We start from the raw sequence: 16,469 nt of genomic DNA on the forward strand, positions 1-16,469 counted from the left end.
TTTCACGCGCATTCGCGTGACTTGTTCGCCCCCGTCCGCCGTGTCACCTTCCGCTGCATGCAATACGTCGCTTGAGCTGCGCCATGAGCCTGATGTTGTTCGCCTGCGGCACCGACAAAGACGACACTGCCACGGCAGCCACCGAGGCGAGCGGCGACGACGGCACCGCCGCCACCGGCTTCGCCACCGAGGACCCGACCGAGGCGCCGGACACCACCGCCAACAGCGTGACCATGCCGCCCGACACGGACGGCGAGCCGCTCGCGCCCGAGTGCGCCTGCCTCGCGGACGAGGCGACCTGCGGCGCCACGCTGTGCGACGGCGTCGGCCTCTCCTGCGAGGAGCCGTCGTGCGAGCCCGACCACCCCGTCAACGACGAGGCCGCCCTCGCGTGCGCCCTCGAAGCCCTGCGCGACCGCAAGCCCGGCAAGGTCTCGTGGTTCATCCACGAGAGCCTCGGCCAGTACGCCTACAACACCGGCGTGTACATCCAGGCCGACGGCAACGCGATCGTCACCCAGGCCGGCGGCGCCGACCTGTGCAACTACTCGGGCCCCGACACCCGCATGGCCCTCCAGGAGCCGGCCTACTTCGCCGACTGCCTCGCCCTGGCCACCGGCCGCGAGCGCTTCGACTGCCTCACCGACGGCCTGGGCGAGGAGCTGCAGGTCTGCATCCTCGAGGACAAGTACTGCGAGTCCTAGCCAGAGCCTTCGACGCCCGTCTCGTCAATGTCTCGGGGGACATGTCCCGCGAGACATTCGCCCTTCCCCCGCGTCACTGCGGGATCAGGCACCCGCACGCGTCCTTGTCGCCGTCGTCGGGCGCGTAGTCGAAGCAGGTCGCGTCGTAGGCCTCGCACAGCCACGCGTGGCCGTTGCCGCACAGCGTCAGCACCGCGTCGGGCAGCATCGGCGCCCCGCCGAGCAGGGGCGCCTCCGCGAGGCCCAGCTTGGTGGCCGGTGCGACCACGCCGCCGAGCGGGTCGATGATCGCCGCGCGGGCGTCGGGGGCCGTGCTCATCACCAAGAAATCTCGCTGCCGGCGATCAGCGCGATCCCGTCGAAGCCGGTCAGGCCGACCTGGACCGGCATGTCGACGCGGCGGACCTCGCTGAGCCCGTCGCGCGCCAGCACCACCAGCTCGTCGGTCCCGTAGCTGGCGATGTAGAGGTTGTCGTCGAGGCCGAGCGCCAGCCCGGCGCAGACGCTCATGCCGAAGCCGAGCTGCTGCGGCGGCTCCAGCACCGCCAGGGTGATCGGGTCGACCTCGACGAGCACGCAGCTCTGATTGATGAGCAGCCCGCGCTGCAGCTTCGCGTCGTACGTCGCACCGTCGAGCTGCGGCAGCGCCTCGGCCGGCACGTCGAACACCTCGCCCTTCGGCGTGCCGTCGGTGGTGAAGCGGCGCGCCTTGCCGCTGAACGACATGATCATCACCTCGTCGGCGTCGCCGTTGTAGAACGACGCCTGCAGCACTTTGTCGGGGATCCCCGTGTCGAACTTCTTGACGTAGGTGAACGCCGTCGTGTCGGCCACCGCCTGCGGGTCGCAGAAGTTCGGCTCGGTCGTGCCGGTCGACGGCTCGCTCGTGCTCGTCTCGCCTGTCGTCGTCGTCGTCGACGACGTCACCGCGGTGGTCCCGGTCGGCGCCTCACCCGTGCTCGTCGTCGTCGTCCCGGTGCCGGTCGCGTCCCCCGCCGTCGAGCTCGAGGTCGGCGCCTCGGCGGTCGTGCTCGCAGTGGCGCTGGTCGTCGACGCCGTCGTCGTCGCCGACGCCTCGCCTCCGGGGCGGCCATCGTCGCCGCAGGCCGCGAGGACGCACGAGGTGAGCGAGAGGACCAACATTCGCGCGAGCATGATCGGACCATAGCCTGCCGCCGCCGCGCGCGGGGCTCGATCGCGCGCCATCGCGAGAGGCCGCAGCGACGCTCGCCTCATGCAAACCCCGTGGTCCTGCTGCGTCCGCCCCGGGTCACACGCGGCTCCGCGCCGACGCTCGCACGCGAGGACCGGCCATCGCCCGAGGCGCGACGAACCAGCGCGCAGTGACCTGTCCCAAAGACCACATCCAGCATTCCCCGTCCAGTCCCTCGCGCCCCGCCACCCGCATCTCCCGCCTCGCCGCTCGCCGGCGTCCACCCTCGCATCGACCGCGACGACGCCTCGCCGCTCGCCCGTCACTCGTCTGCCACCGCCCATCGCCTCACCACTCGCTGCGACCGCCCCGCCTCGCCCCCGACGACGACCGCAGCACTCGCCTGCGACCGCCCCGCCTCGGCGCGACGACGACCGCAGCATTCGCCTGCCACCGCCCTGCCTCGGCCGCGACCACGACCGCAGCACTCGCCTGCCACCCCCTCGCCTCAGCCGCGACCACGACCGCAGCACTCGCCGCCGGTCGATGCGCGGACACCGTCACCGCCGCGCAGCGCAAGGACGACCTGGCAACGCTAGCGGAACCACCCACGGCTGCGCGCCAGGTGAGCGAGCCCGGCGCACGCCAGGATGGCGAGGAAGATCACCAACATCGTTGTGCCCATGTTTTCTTTCACGTGGCACCTCCCTGCCGAGAGTATCACTCGCTCGGCCCTGCGGCGAACACGCCTCGGCCATACATTTCGGCCATCGGACCGTCGTGTCGTGGCGCCGCCACGCACGGGGTTCGATCGCGCGCGACACGAGAGGCCGTAGCGACGCTCGCCTCTTGCAAACCCCGTCGCCCGGCTGCGTCCGCCCCGGGGCCGCGCCGACCCGCGCACGCGAGGCCCGACTCGCGCCCGACCGGCGTGAGCATCGACCTGTCCCGAAGAACACATCACTCCGCATGCCCCCGGACCTCGACGTGTCCGCGGATCCTCGCCGCCCATGACGCCCGCGGCGACCCGCCCGCCGCTCGCGCCGACCTCCGCCGCGGCGCCCGCCCGCGATTTTCGCCGCGACCTCCCGGCCCGCGACCCCCGCACCGCCGAATTGCCGGCCAGATCCACGTTCCGGGGCCCGCTTGCGCCCCCGGGCCCCCTTTCGCCGCGGCGCGGCCTGGGATATCCCTCACCTTGAACCGCGCCATGACGAACGACCTGCGCTTCCCTGCCCGCAGCTACGACTTCACGCCCTACGTCCAGTGCAACAACTGGATCGGCGGCGAATGGACCCCTTCCGCCGCCGGCGACAGCCTCTCGGTCGACAACCCGCGCCACGGCAAGTCGTTCGGGCAGGTCACCATGTCCGGCGCCGCCGACGTCGCCCGCGCCGTCGAGGCCGCCAAGGCCGCCTTCCCCGGCTGGCGCGACACGCCGATCAAGGAGCGCGTGCAGGTGCTGTTCCGCCTCAAGGCCCTGCTCGAGCGCGACCTCGAGGAGCTCGCCTGGCTCGTCTCGCACGAGAACGGCAAGGTCATCGGCGAGGCGCGGGCCGACGTGCTCAAGGGCATCGAGTGCCTCGAGTACGGCATCAGCCTGCAGAACATGGTCGCCGGCGAGCAGCTCGACGTCAGCCGCGGCATCAACTGCAGCATCACCTACGAGCCGCTCGGCGTGTGCGCCGGCATCGTCCCCTTCAACTTCCCGATCATGGTCCCGCTGTGGATGCTCCCGCAGGCGCTGGTCTCGGGGAACACCTTCATCCTCAAGCCGTCCGAGGTCGTCCCTTACGGCGCGATGAAGCTGGCCGAGCTCCTGCGCGAGGCCGGCCTGCCGGCGGGCGTGTTCAACACCGTCAACGGCGGCCAGCCTGCGGTCGAGGCGATCGCCGACCACCCCGACATCAAGGCCGTCGGCTTCGTCGGCAGCACCCGCGTCGCCAGGGCCGTCTACTCGCGCAGCGCCGCCGCCGGCAAGCGGGCCCTGTGCCTCGGCGGCGCCAAGAACCACCTCCTCGTCGTCCCCGACGCCGACCTCGAGCTGACCAGCACCACCGTCGTCGCCTCCGCCTACGGCTGCGCCGGCCAGCGCTGCATGGCCGCCTCGCTGATGATCGCCGTCGGCGACGTCGATCCGATCATCGACGCCATCGTCGCCCACGCCAAGAAGCTGCGCCTCGGCGAGGACATGGGCCCCGTGATCCACGGCGGCGCCGTCGAGCGCATCACCAACTACATCGCCGACGCCGAGCGGCGCGGGCCAAGGTCCTGCTCGACGGCCGCGGCGCCAAGGGCCCCGGCGGCGTCGGCCACTGGGTCGGCCCGACGATCCTCGACCATGTCAAGCCCGACATGCCGGCCGGCTGCGAGGAGATCTTCGGCCCCGTCCTCTCGATCGTCCGCGCCCGCACCGTCGACGAGGCGATCGCCATCGAGAACGCCAGCACCTACGGCAACGCCGCCTCGATCTTCACCCAGAGCGGCGCCGTCGCCCGCTACTGCGTCGAGCGCTTCGAGGCCGGCATGTGCGGCGTCAACATCGGCGTGCCCGTCCCGCGCGAGCCGTTCTCGTTCGGCGGCTGGAACCAGTCGCTGTTCGGCGCCGGCGACCTCACCGGCTGGGACGGCCTGCGCTTCTGGACCCGCGCGCAAGCTGACCACCCGCTGGCAGCTCAGCAAGGACGCCACCTGGATGTCCTGAGGGACATGTTTCTTTTCGGGAAGAAAGACCCTCCTGAGGATCTCGCCATGGACAGCCGCACCATCGTCGAACTCTGCAAGCAACACACCATGTGGTCGTGGTCGAAGAGCGGCCCGCTGCAGCCGCTCGCGTTCGAGCGGGCCGAGGGCGTGTACCTCTACACCCCCGAGGGCAAGCGCTACCTCGACTTCAACAGCCAGCTGATGAGCGTCAACATCGGCCACAGCCACCCGAAGGTGCTGGCGCGCATGAAGGACGCGATCGACGGCCACATGCTGTTCGCCGCCCCGAGCGCGGCCACCCCCGTGCGCGCGCGCCTGGGCCAGCGCCTGGCCGAGCTCGTGCCCGGCGACATCAACTCGTTCTTCTTCACCCTCGGCGGCGCCGAGGCCAACGAGAACGCGATCAAGGCCGCGCGCCTCTACACCGGGCGGCACAAGATCCTCAGCCGTTACCGCAGCTACCACGGGGCCACCCACGCCGCCATGCAGATGACCGGCGACCCGCGCCGCTGGGCCAACGAGCCCGGCGCGTCCGGCTTCATCCGCGTGATGGACCCGATCCCCTACGACTTCTCCTTCGGCACTACCGACGCCGAGCGCACCGCCAACCACCTGCGCTACCTCGAGGAGATCATCCAGTACGAGGGCCCGCAAACGATCGCGGCGATGTTCGTCGAGACCGTCATCGGCACCAACGGCATCCAGCCGCCGCCCGAGGGCTGGCTGCCCGGCCTGCGCGCGCTGCTCGACAAGTACGGCATCCTCCTCGTGTGCGACGAGGTCATGTGCGGCTTCGGCCGCACCGGCAAGCTGTTCGCCTTCGAACACTTCGGCGCCCAGCCCGACATCCTCACGATGGCCAAGGGCCTCACGTCCTCGTACGTCCCGCTCGGCGCCATGGGCGTGACCGACAAGATCGCCGCCCACTTCCGCGACAACGTGTTCTGGGGCGGCCTCACCTACAACGCCCACCCGTTCTGCCTCGCCGTCGCCGAGGCCGTCCTCGACGTCATGCTCGAGGAGGACATGGTCGGCAACGCCGCGCGCATGCAGCACGTCATGCTCGCCGAGATGGCCGCGCTCAAGGCCCGGCACCCGAGCGTCCGGGACTTCCGCGCGATCGGCCTGTTCGGCGCCATCGAGCTGCAGAAGGACCGCCAGGGCACCCGCATGGCCCCCTACAACGGCTCGCACCCGGCCATCGACCGCATGATGGCCTTCTTCAAGCAAGAGGGCCTCTTCACCATCTCGCACTGGTGGACCCTGATGTGCAACCCGCCGCTGTCGATCACCGAGGCCGAGCTGCGCGAGGGCTTCGCCATCATCGACCGCGGCCTCGCGATCACCGACGAGGCCGTCGAGGGCTGACCGTATGGACATGGCGCGAAGGCCCTGTCGCTTCGGCCCTGTCCTCTCGGTCATCCTCGCCCTCGCCGCCTGCACCGCCCCGCCCCCGCCGCCCCAGGCCGAACCTGCCCCGCCGGCCCCGCCGGTGCAGGTCCGCGTCGACGTGGCCGTCCCCGGCCTCGCCGCCGGCGAGCTCGAGGTCCACGTCGCCGCCCCGCTCGAGGACGCCCTGGCGCGGGTCCCCGCGGTCCGGCGGCTCCATACCCGCAGCGTCGACGGCCGCGTCGACGTCGTCGCCACCCTCACCGACGCCGGCGCGATCGCGGCGGTGCGGGACGCCCTGGGCAGCGTCGTCGCGGACCTCCCGCCCGCCGCCGAGCCCCCGCAGCTCCATCGCCTCGACGGCCTCCAGCCGGCGCTGGCGATCGCCACCCTCCCCGAGTCCGCCGACGCCGTCCGCAGCGGCCTCGAGCGCACCGTCGGGGTCGGCCACGTCGACGTCTGCGGCGTCGGCGAGCGGCGCCTCGCCGTCGTCCTCGATCGCTCCCGCCTCGCCGGTGTCCCCATCGACGCCCTCGTCACCGCAGTCGGCAACACCCTCGCCGAGCCCGACGCCGCGCCCCTGTTCGAGCGCCTCGTCACCCGCCCGATCACCGCCACCCTGCAGCTGCGCGACGTCGCAGTGCTGCAGGACGGCCCGCGCCCGCCTTCCTGCCGGGCCTACGCCGCCCGCGGCCCCGTCACCCTCGTCACCGCCTTCACCCAGTCCGGCGCCGACCCGCGCGACGTCGCCGCCCGCGCCCGCCCGCACGCGGTCGACCTCGTCTCGCCCCCCGTCGACTTCTTCGCCGACCCCGTCCCCGGCGAAGGCGAGCTCGCCGTCCTCGGCGCCGCGCTGCCGCCCCGCGACGACCTCGGCAGCAGAGTCGCCGCCTGCCTCGCCGCGATCCCCGACCTGCCCGCCTGGGCTCTCACCGTCACCGCGCCCGGCCCCGGCCAGCCGCTCGCGCGCGTCCGCCTGCTGACCGGCCTCGCCTCCACCTTCCCCATCGAACATGTCCGAAGCGCCCTGTCCAAATGCACAGCTGCCGCCCAGGTCGCGGTGCTCGCCCCGCGGGCCCACGCCGACCACGTCGTGAGCTTCGCCGTGCAGGGGCCCGACCCCGACCTGCGCGCCGGCCTGGCGCGCCGCCTCGCCGAGCGCCTCGCCGGCCTGCGCGGCGTCACCGGCCTGCGGGTCCTCGCGCCCGACCCGGACGCCCAGGCGATCCGGCTGCGCCGCGAAGCTCTGGCGGCCCGCGGCGTCCCGCTCGACGCCACGGTCACGGCCGTGCGCCTCGCCGCCGGCCCGCTCACCGTCCGCGGCCCGCTCCCGGCCCTCGGGCTGCGCCCCTGGCCCGAGCTCGCCGTCGACATCGACCTGCTCGATCGGACAGGTCCCCTCGACCCGCTGGTCCGCGAGCTCCACGTCGCCGCCCCGTCCGGCCCGATCCCGCTGAGCGACCTCGTCGAGCTGCAGGCCTCCTCCGGCGGACCCCTCGACCGAATCGATCGCGTCCCGGCCGCCGCCGTCGAAGTCCGCCTGCGCAGCGCGGCCGACGGCGACGCGGTCCGCCGCGAGATCAAACAGTTAGAGCTGCCGCCGGGCCTCGTCGTCGCCGAGGGCGGCGAGCTGCCGGACATGGGCCCGTGAATCGGCGGTCACACGCGTGTGCCTGCTTGTGCGGCCGGCGCTCGCTGGTCAAGCTGCTCGGGCCATGACCCAGTCCCAAGCCTCCAACCCCTGGCCGCGACGCATCGGCATCGGCCTCTCGGTCCTCCCGGTCGCGATGCTGCTCTTCAGCGCCTCGGCCAAGCTCGGCTCCAACCCCGAGGCCGTCGCCGGCTTCAAGGCGATGGGCTACCCCGACGGCGCGCTGCTGAAGATCGGCATCGTCGAGCTGATCGTCACGATCCTCTACGCCATCCCGGCCACCAGCGTCCTCGGCGCGATCCTCGTCACCGGCTACCTCGGCGGCGCCGTCGACGTCCACGCGCGCATGGGCGACGAGCTCGGCAAGATCCTCTTCCCCGTGATCCTCGGCGCCATCGCCTGGGGCGGCCTCTACCTCCGCGACCCTCGCCTGCGCGCCCTCCTGCCGCTGAAGCGCTGAGATCGCCGGACGGCCCGCCTCGACCCGCGCCCTCGCGCGCGGCCGGTCGAAGCGACGACGTCGAGGCCTCGTGCTCCGCGGCCTCGACCTCGACGTCGACCTCGTGATCCACGACCTCGCGTTCGCTCGCTACCTTCGCAGTCCGGGTCTTCTGGACCCACTGCGGCTCCAGCGTCATGCCGGCCGTGATCCTGAACTGCGCGCACGACAGGGCTGTCGCGCCGCGAGCGCCCCAGATCCGGCTTCGTCCCAATTCCTCAATGATCTCGCCGTGGCACGAGCCTCGCTTTAGGGGCCGGCATGCTGACCCGCACCGTCCTGTCCCTCTCCGCGCTCCTGCTCAGCCCCGCCCTGATCGCCTGTGACAGCAAGCCCGAGCCGGGCGACGAGACCGGCAACATCGTCGCCAGCGAGGGCACCGACGGAACTGAAGGCACCGAGGGCACCCAGGGCACCGAAGGCACCGAGGGCACCGAGGGCACCGGCACCGCGAGCCCCGAAGATCCGACCGAGGGCACCGCCGGCGAGAGCGAGACTACCAGCGGGCCCGTCGAGGAGACCCCGTGCACGCCGGAGATCGTCGGCGACGCGCGGGCCTGCGAGGGTGGCACCCAGTACTGTGCCACCGACTACAACTACCCGAACGCCAAGTACTTCTGGGGCCCGTGCCTGGCCGAGCCGACGTGCAATCCCGGCGACGAGCAGGGCTGCCTGACCTGTGAGCTGCAGGCCGACGGCCTGCCCGCGTGGGTCGACTACTGCGACGACGGCGGCACCACCACGCCGCTGGTCTTCAACTTCGGCGCCGACCCGGTGCGCTACCACAGCACCGCCGCCAGCTTCGACCTCGGCCCGGCCTGCGGCGCCACCGACTGGCCGACCGCCGTCACCCCGTGGCTCGCCTTCGACCGCGACGACTCGGGCGCCATCGAGGCCGGCCGCGAGCTGTTCGGCAGCGCCACCGTGATGCGCAGCGGCGACCTGGCCGACAACGGCTTCAGCGCCCTCGCCGAGCTCGACCAGGACCGCGACGGCAAGATCTCCGCCAGCGACCCCGCCTTCGCCCGCCTGCTCCTGTGGGCCGACCACGACGCCGACCGCCGCTCGACCTCGTGGGAGCTGACCCCGATCACCTCGCTGGGCATCGTCGCCATCGGCCTGACCTACCGCGCCGACTCGCGCTGCGACGGCCGCTCCAACTGCGAGATCGAGCGGGCCGCGTTCACCTACCGCGACGCCCTCGGCCGCGAGCGCGTCGGCGAGGTCGTCGACGTCCACCTCGCCTGCCAGTGAGCCCCGCTGCCCCCGCGAAGGCCGCGCCGGACCCCTCCGGCGCGGCCTTTCGCCGTCTCCGCCGCCTCGCTGTCACATGCTTTTAAAACATGTCCGAAAGGGCATGTCCTTACAGCCACGCGACGGCCCGCCCGAACGGGGCCAGGATCGGCCAACGCGCCGCTCGTGACGCGCCCGCGGCCCGTGGGACCTCGTGCGGGCCAGCGCGGGGGGCGTCGTCGGGCGAGCTCCGGCGAGGTCCCGGAGGCCGCGCAGGCGCGCCGTCCAGAACACGCGCCAGGCGTCGAGCCAGGCGGGGCCGGCCCTTTCCGGGGTGACCGGCCTCGGCCTCGCGACCTGCGCGGCCGCGCGCCCGGCCGCCGACATGTCCGAAGAGACAGCCTTTCGCCCCCCGCCGGCGCCCGCCTGGAGCCGCGCTGCAGCCGGGGCCGCGCGCGCGCCTCCGCCGTCGTTGCGCCGGCCCCCGGGCGGGCGTAGGCTTTGCGACACTCCACCATGTTTCTCGGCATCCGACGCGCGATCTCCCTCCTCCTGCTGAGCCTCTACTTCTGGAATTTCCTGCTCGTCGCCCTGGTGGGCCCGGAGGACCTGTACGCCTGCTACGCCGCGCTGGCCGCGGTCTACGGGGTGGCCTTCGTCGGCGTCGCCGCCGAGTGGTTCTGGGCCCGGTGGTTTGCCATCGGCCTCGGCCAGTTCGGGGCGTTCTCGCTGCTGGCGCTGCCGCAGACCGGGCCCGAGCCGTCGCTGCTGGTGTTCGGCATCTCGCACGTCCTGGTCGCGCTGTTCCTCGGCGGCGAGGGCATGGCGGCCCGCTACGAGCGGAGCGAGGCGTGCGTCGAGCGCTACAACTTCCAGGAGGAGTCGCTGATCCTCCTGCGCCGCTCGATCAAGTCGGCGGGCATGTCGCTGCCCTTCCTCATCCTCTTCACCCTCGCCCCGCGCCAGGACGCCCTGCACCTGACCGCCCTGGCGCTCGGCGTCGCCGCCCTGGTCGGCCTCGTCCGCGGGCGCACGTGGGGCCTGTTCGCGGCGGCCGGCGCGGGCGCGATCGCCCTGGGCGACGGCCTCGGCCTGTTCGGCGCGCCCACCCACGGCTACTTCCTCACCACCCCGAGCGGCAGCCTGATCCTCCACGGGCCCGGCTTCGCCCTGCTCGCCTCGCTCATGCTGCTCGTCCCCCTCGCGTTCGCCCGCCCGCTCGCCCGCTGGCTCCGCGCCTGAACAGCCGCCCGGTCCGCGCCGGACCTTTCAGCCATGTTTTTGGGGCCAGGTCTTTCGAGACCTGGCCCTTTGTACATGTGCGAACGCGCCCCTCGCTCGCGTCAGGGCGGCGGACGTCGCCGGCCCCCGCGAGAGCGAGCGGTCCACGAGCGCCGCCCGTGAGCGTCCGAGCCCACAGGGCCGCGAGCGCCGCGAGCCATGCTGCCGCAGCGGCAGTTATCGACTCGCGGCTGGGGGTCCGGGCCCACGCCCAATACCCGGAGTCCCCCCTCGTTGATTCGCGAGACACGCGCCGGTACCGTGTGCGGCCGTGGGCGCTCGTTTTCCTTTCCCTTCGTTTCCGCGTGGTTGGTTCGTCATCGGCTTCCCCGAGGACATCGCTCCCGGGCAGGTCAAGACCCTCCGATACTTCGGCCAGGACATCGTCGTGTTCCGCACCGAATCGGGCGTGCTGTCGGCGGTCGACAAGGTCTGCCCGCACCTCGGCGCGCACCTCGGCGGCGGCCACGTCAAGGGCGAGTGCCTGCGCTGCCCGTTCCACGACTGGGGCTTTCGCACCGACGGTGTGTGCGTCGACGTGCCCTACGCCCCGAAGATCCCGCCCAAGGCCGCGGTCAAGACCTGGCACATCCGCGAGCAGAACGGCGTGATCCTGGCCTGGTACTGCCCCAAGGGCGAGGCCCCGGCCTACGAGGTCCCGGTGCTCGACGAGGAGGGCTGGACCGGCAACAAGACGGTGCGATGGGTCGTGCGCTCGCACCCGCAGGAGGTCGCCGAGAACACCGTCGACTGCTCGCACCTCGGCCCGGTCCACCACGTCGGCCGCACCGACGTGCTCTCGGTCGAGCAGGAGGGCCACTTCATGCGCGTCGTCCTCCACATGGAGGCCTCGGGCGCGCCGATCGACATGCCCGACGAGTTCAACGACGTCCAGCTCGACGTCAAGCTGTACGGCATCGGCCACATCGTCTCGATGACCACCGTGCTGACCTCGGACATGCGCACGCGCCAGCGCATCTACCCGACCCCGATCGACGAGGACACGATCGCCATCTTCGGCGTCAGCAACATCAAGCAGATGGCCGACGAGGGCTACACCCGCGAGATCGAGGACATCTTCTACAAGGCGTTCCTGGTCGACTTCCCCAAGGACTTCCCGATCTGGGAGAACAAGGCCTACCTCGACAAGCCGATGCTCGCCGGCGGCGACGGCCCGATCGGTCGCTACCGCCGCTGGTGCCGCCAGTTCTACGACTACCCCGAGGCCGCAGCCGCTCAGCCGACCGCCGCGCCTGCGGCCGCCGCCGCGCCGACCACCGCGCTCGGCAAGCTCAAGGGCTGGCTGCGCACCCTGGCCCAGGCCCCGGCCGCCAACAGCAACGGCGGCGCCAACGGCCACGACAGCAACAACAACGACGCCGGCCTCGACGCCCACCTGATCGACCTCGGCCCGCGCAAGCCGCGGGCCGTCGCGGTCACCAGCAAGTTCGCCTCGGTCGGCGACTACTTCGAGACCCTGGAGCGGCGCTTCGACCCGGCGGCCGCCGGCGACCTGCAGGCCGTCATCCAGTGGGTGCTCACCGGCGACAAGGCCTGCGCCTACTTCGCCGAGATCAAGGGCGGCAGCGTCCAGCGGGTCGCCGGCACGCACCCCGCGCCGACGATCACCATCGAGATGTCGGCCGAGGACTACCTGCTCATGATCAACGGCGAGCTCAACGGCGCCCGCGCCTTCTCGACCGGCCGCGGCCGGCTGCGCGGCCCCGTGCGCCTGGCGATGAAGATGCAGCGCCTGTTCCCCCTCGAAGCCGCGGTGTGAACATGGACGAGTTCTTTCGCTGGCTCGTCCTCGCGTTCTGGTCGATCGTCGGCGGCCTCGTCATCGTCTGGGGCGTCGCCGGTTACTACCACCTCCGCTACTACGTCCTCCGTCGCCACGAGCCCGAGACCTGGAAGTGCCAGCCGAGGCGCTGGCTCCGGCCCGAGCAGCAGCGGCAGGCGATGCGGCTGACGACCATGAACATGACGGTCGGCGGCCTGTTGTCGGGCACCTTCATCTGGAGCCTGGACCGCGGCCTGCCGACCGGCCTCTACTTCGACTTCGCCGAGCGCGGCTGGGCGTGGTTCCTGTTCAGCAGCGTCGCCTTCTTCCTGCTGGTCGACCTGCTGGCCTACTACGCCCACCGGGCGATGCACCACAAGCTGGTGTTCCGCCAGATCCACTCGTGGCACCACCGCTACGTCGCCACCACCCCGTTCGTGGTCACGGCCATGCACCCGGTCGAGTTCTTGACCTTCCAGGCCGTCACCTTCATCCCGATGTTCTTCCTGCCGATCTACTTCGGCACCGCGATCGCCGTCTTCGTCTACATCCTCGTCTTCAACATCATCGACCACTCGGGCGTGAAGCTGAGCTCGCGCTGGCCGTGGCAGGGCCCGACCAGCTTCCACGACGATCACCACGCCCACTTCCACTGCAACTTCGGCCAGTGCCTGCTGCTGTGGGACCGCCTGCACGGCACTTTGCGCCGCAAGAACCGCCGCTACGGCGCCGACGTCTACGGCGGTAGAGGCTCCGGCGGCAGCAGCGACGACGACTTCGTCAGCTACAAGTAATCCATCCGCCGCGGCGACCTCGTGCGCCGCGGATCTCCCCGACGACCGCGTCCGCGCGACTCTCCTCGCCCCGATCGGCACCGCATGCACGCCCCCTGGGACCTCGCCCCGCACCTCCCCTGGCACGTCTTCTCCAGCCCCGCCGACCAGTGGTCGGTGATGCCGTCGTTCCTGCTCGGCGAGTACCTGTTCTACGCCTGCGCCGCGCTGGCCTTCACGCACGCGTGGAAGCAGGGCGCCGAGCGGCGCAAGCACTTGCTCGCGTGGTTCGGCGCGCTGCTGGCCGGCACCGCCAACGACATGATCTTCATGGCCCTGCCGCTGGTCGACAACTTCTGGCAGGCGCAGGGCACGATCATGATCACCCCGCGCCTGCCGCTGTACATCCCCTGCGTCTACGTCTGCTTCATGTACTTCCCGACGGTGTCGGTGTGGCGCCTCGGCCTGCCGCCGCTGGCCCGCGCCGCCCTCACCGGCCTGGCCGGCAGCCTGTTCTACGCCCCCTACGACATCACCGGCGCCAAGTTCCTGTGGTGGACCTGGCACGACAGCGACGCCCCGATCGCCAGCCGAATCCTGGGCGCCCCGATCGGCAGCACCATGTGGGTCATCACCTTCGTCGCCGCCTTCTCGTGGCTGCTCGGCAAGGCCACCGACCGCGACCCCGGCGTCTCCGGCAAGACGGTCGCCAAGGGCCTCGCGCTGGTGTGCGGCCTCAGCACGCTGCTGATGATGCTGCAGCTCAACGTCCTCCAGCAGCTCGACGGCGGCGTCCCGGGGCCGATCGGCCTCGTCACCGTGATCGCCGTCTACGGCCTGCTCCTCTGGCGCGGCAGCAAGCAGGCGAACCCGGCCGAGCCGCGCCGCGCCGACCGGATCCTCCACGCCGCGGTGGTCCTCTACTTCACCAGCCTGGCCGTGATCATGGCGGCCTTCACCCCCGAGACCCACGTCAGCACGAGCATGCACCAGACGTACGGCAAGTGCCACGTGGAGGCCACCGACATCACCGGCCACACGCGCTGGCTGTACCTGTGCGCCGAGGACTTCGACGAGGACTTCTCGTTCACGGCCGTCAAGCTGCCCGACGACGGCGACGAGTGGTACACCGTCACCGGCCGCCCGCACACCGACTATGCAAAGTGGCTCGCCGGCGTGTCCGGCCTCGGCCTCGCCGGCATCGCCCTCTACTCGTTCCTCCTCGGCCCGCTGCGCCGCCGTCGCCGCTGAGTTCACGGGGCTCGCCGGTGTGCGAGCAGGGCCCGTCGGTGATCATGCCTCATAAGACATGTCCATGAAGACATGTCCACCGCCCGCCCCGGGAGAGATGGGCGAGCCCCGCCGACCCGGCCGCCGTTCGCTCGCACACCGCGTGAGGCTCGCCGACAAACGAGCCGAGGCGAGGCACGGGTCCGAGCGACGCGCATGGAGCTCTGGGAGCTTCGCCCGCCCGTCGCTCGGACGGCCGCCTACCCCCTCCCCGTCCTTCTGTCGCACACGCGCTCGCGGAACAACCGCGAAGCCGGCAAAGTTCGACAGTCATGTTCGACGCGCCGTATCGCTCGCGCCTTTTCCCGCTATCCGTCCTGCTCGCCTCCCCCTGCCTCGCCGGCAGCGCGCGCCGAGCTGCCCGAGCCGTCCGATTTCAGCGTCGCCTGGCACGTGACCGACGATGCCGGCGAAGTGATCAGGCCGATGACAGATCGCGATCACCGACAGTTCCTGAACCGCGCCCGCTGCGAGTGCGGCCAGCAGGTCGGCGCGGACATCCGGATGACTCGACCCCCGGCCGACCTCGCGCAACAACTCCAGGCCATGATCGGCCAGGAGTGCGCGGTCGCCGAGACGAGTTTCACCGGCGAATACGCCCGCTGCGGCCAGCTCGCCGTGGAGCTCGTCGCCACCTACGTCCCGGGCATCCGCGCCGCCTTCCACCCGGCCTTCCTGGCCCACGGGCTCGTGCCCATGACTCCCACTCGCCTCACCGACGAGGCCGACGCGTGGCTCGCCAGCGGCTGCGACGGCGCGGGCGAGGCCGGCCTGTGGATGTGCATGCCGCATGAGAACAACACTCCGAACTGCCAGGAGAGCGAATTCTTCGTCGCCCCCGACGACGCCCTGTCCCTCCTGTCGGGCATCGCCCCGCTCGCCTTCGACTACGAGCCGCCGCTCATGCAGCCGATCGACCTGTCCGTCGAGCCAGGGAACGGCGCCGTCCTGCTGCGCTGGGAGCCGCCGGGCGCCGGCGACATCGCCGGCTTCCGCGTGCTGTGCGAGGAGGCCGACGGGGGCGCCGCCCCGGGCCACGCGTTCGCGCCGCCCGACCTCACCGCCGAGCACGACGGCACCCACTACTTCACCGCCGGAAACCTGTGCGGCGACCACCCGTTTTCGACCGTCCGTCTCGAGCCCGCCGCAGCCACCGACCCCGACACCTGCGGCAACGGCTTGCTCGAGGCCGGCGAGGCCTGCGACGACGGCCCCGACAACGACCCCGGCGGCCTGTGCGACCGAGACTGCCGCCTGCGCGTCGGCCCCGGCCTCCACGCCCTCGCGTGGGACCACGTCTGCAGCGCGCACGTCGACTTCAGCGACGACTCGGTCGTCGTCGGCGGCCTGACCAACGGCACCGCCTACAACTTCGTCCTGGTCTCCTACGACCTGGCTGGCAACCCCCGCGCGTTCGCCCGCGTCGTTACTGCCACCCCCGACTCCAGCCTCCCCGACCTGCTGCCGACCGCCGACGAAGGCTGCGGCTGCGCGGCGAGCCGCGAAGGGCACGGCCTCTTCGCCATGTCCCTGGGGACACTCTTCATCATGCTCCGCCGGCGCCCGCGACCGCGGCGCGCGAGCTCGCGAGCGACGTGCTCCTGAGAGCATGTCCTCCCGGACATAAACTCCTGCCCGTTTCTCGAGGCCTCGACTCGCGCGCCGCGGTGGAGCGCGACGTGAACTCCGCGGACACGCCCTCGAGGGCATGAGATGGACCTCTCGCAGATCCTGGGGAACGCCCTCCTCGCGCTCCGGTGAAGCGCGCGGCTCGACGCTCCCCCGAAGAACATGACCTCGAGAACATGTCCTTTTGGACACCATCATCCCCTCCGCGCTCCCCGGGGTCGGTTCGGCCAGGGCCGTCGCCCTCGGTCCCCTGCGGGCGGGCCGGCGCGCCCGCGGCCGCCCGGCGCCGACGACCGCCGCCCCTCCCGGCAGGCCGCCGTCCCGCGACAGCCTTCCCCCGCGGCTCGGCCGCTCCACGATCCCCGCGCACCGACCCTC

The 16,469-nt window shown here is 71.8% G+C and carries 12 protein-coding genes and 1 pseudogene; 11 read left to right on the forward strand and 2 right to left on the reverse strand.

Annotated elements, in window-relative coordinates; translation table 11 throughout:
* Positions 1-83 precede the first annotated feature (83 nt).
* Positions 84-704, forward strand: coding sequence for a hypothetical protein (locus tag OV079_RS29645; RefSeq protein ID WP_267772328.1), 621 nt, complete (start codon positions 84-86; stop codon positions 702-704).
* Between the two features lie 73 nt (positions 705-777).
* On the opposite strand, the gene OV079_RS29650 is transcribed toward OV079_RS29645, so the two are convergent.
* Both OV079_RS29650 and OV079_RS29655 read right to left on the reverse strand, forming a co-directional pair.
* Complete coding sequence (locus OV079_RS29650) at positions 778-1,023, reverse strand: hypothetical protein (RefSeq protein WP_267772329.1); 246 nt, start codon at positions 1,021-1,023, stop codon at positions 778-780.
* Complete coding sequence (locus OV079_RS29655; protein ID WP_267772330.1) at positions 1,023-1,859, reverse strand: hypothetical protein; 837 nt, start codon at positions 1,857-1,859, stop codon at positions 1,023-1,025. The genes OV079_RS29650 and OV079_RS29655 overlap by 1 nt, the downstream gene beginning before the upstream one ends.
* 1,208 nt (positions 1,860-3,067) lie before the next feature.
* Here OV079_RS29655 and mmsA point away from each other — a divergent pair.
* From mmsA to OV079_RS29705, 10 genes and pseudogenes are all read left to right on the forward strand, one after another.
* Positions 3,068-4,452 (forward strand): annotated as a pseudogene (gene mmsA, locus OV079_RS29660) (CoA-acylating methylmalonate-semialdehyde dehydrogenase); the annotation flags it as partial.
* A gap of 156 nt (positions 4,453-4,608) precedes the next feature.
* Complete coding sequence (locus OV079_RS29665) at positions 4,609-5,931, forward strand: aminotransferase class III-fold pyridoxal phosphate-dependent enzyme (protein ID WP_267778675.1); 1,323 nt, start codon at positions 4,609-4,611, stop codon at positions 5,929-5,931.
* A gap of 10 nt (positions 5,932-5,941) precedes the next feature.
* Positions 5,942-7,603, forward strand: a complete 1,662-nt coding sequence (locus OV079_RS29670) for an efflux RND transporter permease subunit (RefSeq protein WP_267772332.1) — start codon at positions 5,942-5,944, stop codon at positions 7,601-7,603.
* A gap of 64 nt (positions 7,604-7,667) precedes the next feature.
* Positions 7,668-8,063 (forward strand): DoxX family protein, encoded by a 396-nt coding sequence (locus OV079_RS29675; protein WP_267772334.1) that lies wholly within the window; start codon positions 7,668-7,670, stop codon positions 8,061-8,063.
* A 300-nt stretch (positions 8,064-8,363) separates the two neighbouring features.
* Positions 8,364-9,356, forward strand: a complete 993-nt coding sequence (locus OV079_RS29680; protein ID WP_267772336.1) for a calcium-binding protein — start codon at positions 8,364-8,366, stop codon at positions 9,354-9,356.
* A 495-nt stretch (positions 9,357-9,851) separates the two neighbouring features.
* Positions 9,852-10,577 carry a hypothetical protein gene (locus tag OV079_RS29685; protein ID WP_267772337.1) on the forward strand — a complete coding sequence of 242 codons (726 nt, stop codon included), beginning with the start codon at positions 9,852-9,854 and terminating at the stop codon, positions 10,575-10,577.
* Positions 10,578-10,887: 310 nt separating this feature from the next.
* Positions 10,888-12,396, forward strand: coding sequence for a Rieske 2Fe-2S domain-containing protein (locus OV079_RS56330; RefSeq protein WP_267772338.1), 1,509 nt, complete (start codon positions 10,888-10,890; stop codon positions 12,394-12,396).
* A 2-nt stretch (positions 12,397-12,398) separates the two neighbouring features.
* Positions 12,399-13,193, forward strand: coding sequence for a sterol desaturase family protein (locus OV079_RS29695; RefSeq protein WP_267772339.1), 795 nt, complete (start codon positions 12,399-12,401; stop codon positions 13,191-13,193).
* Between the two features lie 84 nt (positions 13,194-13,277).
* A complete protein-coding gene (locus OV079_RS29700) occupies positions 13,278-14,423 on the forward strand; it encodes a DUF7802 domain-containing protein (RefSeq protein ID WP_267772340.1) in 1,146 nt (381 codons plus the stop codon).
* A 465-nt stretch (positions 14,424-14,888) separates the two neighbouring features.
* Positions 14,889-16,067 carry a hypothetical protein gene (locus OV079_RS29705; RefSeq protein WP_267772342.1) on the forward strand — a complete coding sequence of 393 codons (1,179 nt, stop codon included), beginning with the start codon at positions 14,889-14,891 and terminating at the stop codon, positions 16,065-16,067.
* The last annotated feature ends 402 nt before the right edge of the window (positions 16,068-16,469 follow it).

It is taken from the genome of Nannocystis pusilla, assembly GCF_026626665.1.
Taxonomy (GTDB): domain Bacteria; phylum Myxococcota_A; class Polyangia; order Nannocystales; family Nannocystaceae; genus Nannocystis; species Nannocystis pusilla.

Excerpts from the sequence above, each read along its gene's own strand:
- OV079_RS29645 (WP_267772328.1), top strand. The coding sequence starts at position 84 with ATGAGCCTGATGTTGTTCGCCTGCGGCACCGACAAAGACGACACTGCC.
- OV079_RS29650 (WP_267772329.1), bottom strand. The coding sequence starts at position 1,023 with ATGAGCACGGCCCCCGACGCCCGCGCGGCGATCATCGACCCGCTCGGC.
- OV079_RS29655 (WP_267772330.1), bottom strand. The coding sequence starts at position 1,859 with ATGCTCGCGCGAATGTTGGTCCTCTCGCTCACCTCGTGCGTCCTCGCG.
- OV079_RS29665 (WP_267778675.1), top strand. The coding sequence starts at position 4,609 with ATGGACAGCCGCACCATCGTCGAACTCTGCAAGCAACACACCATGTGG.
- OV079_RS29670 (WP_267772332.1), top strand. The coding sequence starts at position 5,942 with ATGGCGCGAAGGCCCTGTCGCTTCGGCCCTGTCCTCTCGGTCATCCTC.
- OV079_RS29675 (WP_267772334.1), top strand. The coding sequence starts at position 7,668 with ATGACCCAGTCCCAAGCCTCCAACCCCTGGCCGCGACGCATCGGCATC.
- OV079_RS29680 (WP_267772336.1), top strand. The coding sequence starts at position 8,364 with ATGCTGACCCGCACCGTCCTGTCCCTCTCCGCGCTCCTGCTCAGCCCC.
- OV079_RS29685 (WP_267772337.1), top strand. The coding sequence starts at position 9,852 with ATGTTTCTCGGCATCCGACGCGCGATCTCCCTCCTCCTGCTGAGCCTC.
- OV079_RS29695 (WP_267772339.1), top strand. The coding sequence starts at position 12,399 with ATGGACGAGTTCTTTCGCTGGCTCGTCCTCGCGTTCTGGTCGATCGTC.
- OV079_RS29700 (WP_267772340.1), top strand. The coding sequence starts at position 13,278 with ATGCACGCCCCCTGGGACCTCGCCCCGCACCTCCCCTGGCACGTCTTC.
- OV079_RS29705 (WP_267772342.1), top strand. The coding sequence starts at position 14,889 with ATGACAGATCGCGATCACCGACAGTTCCTGAACCGCGCCCGCTGCGAG.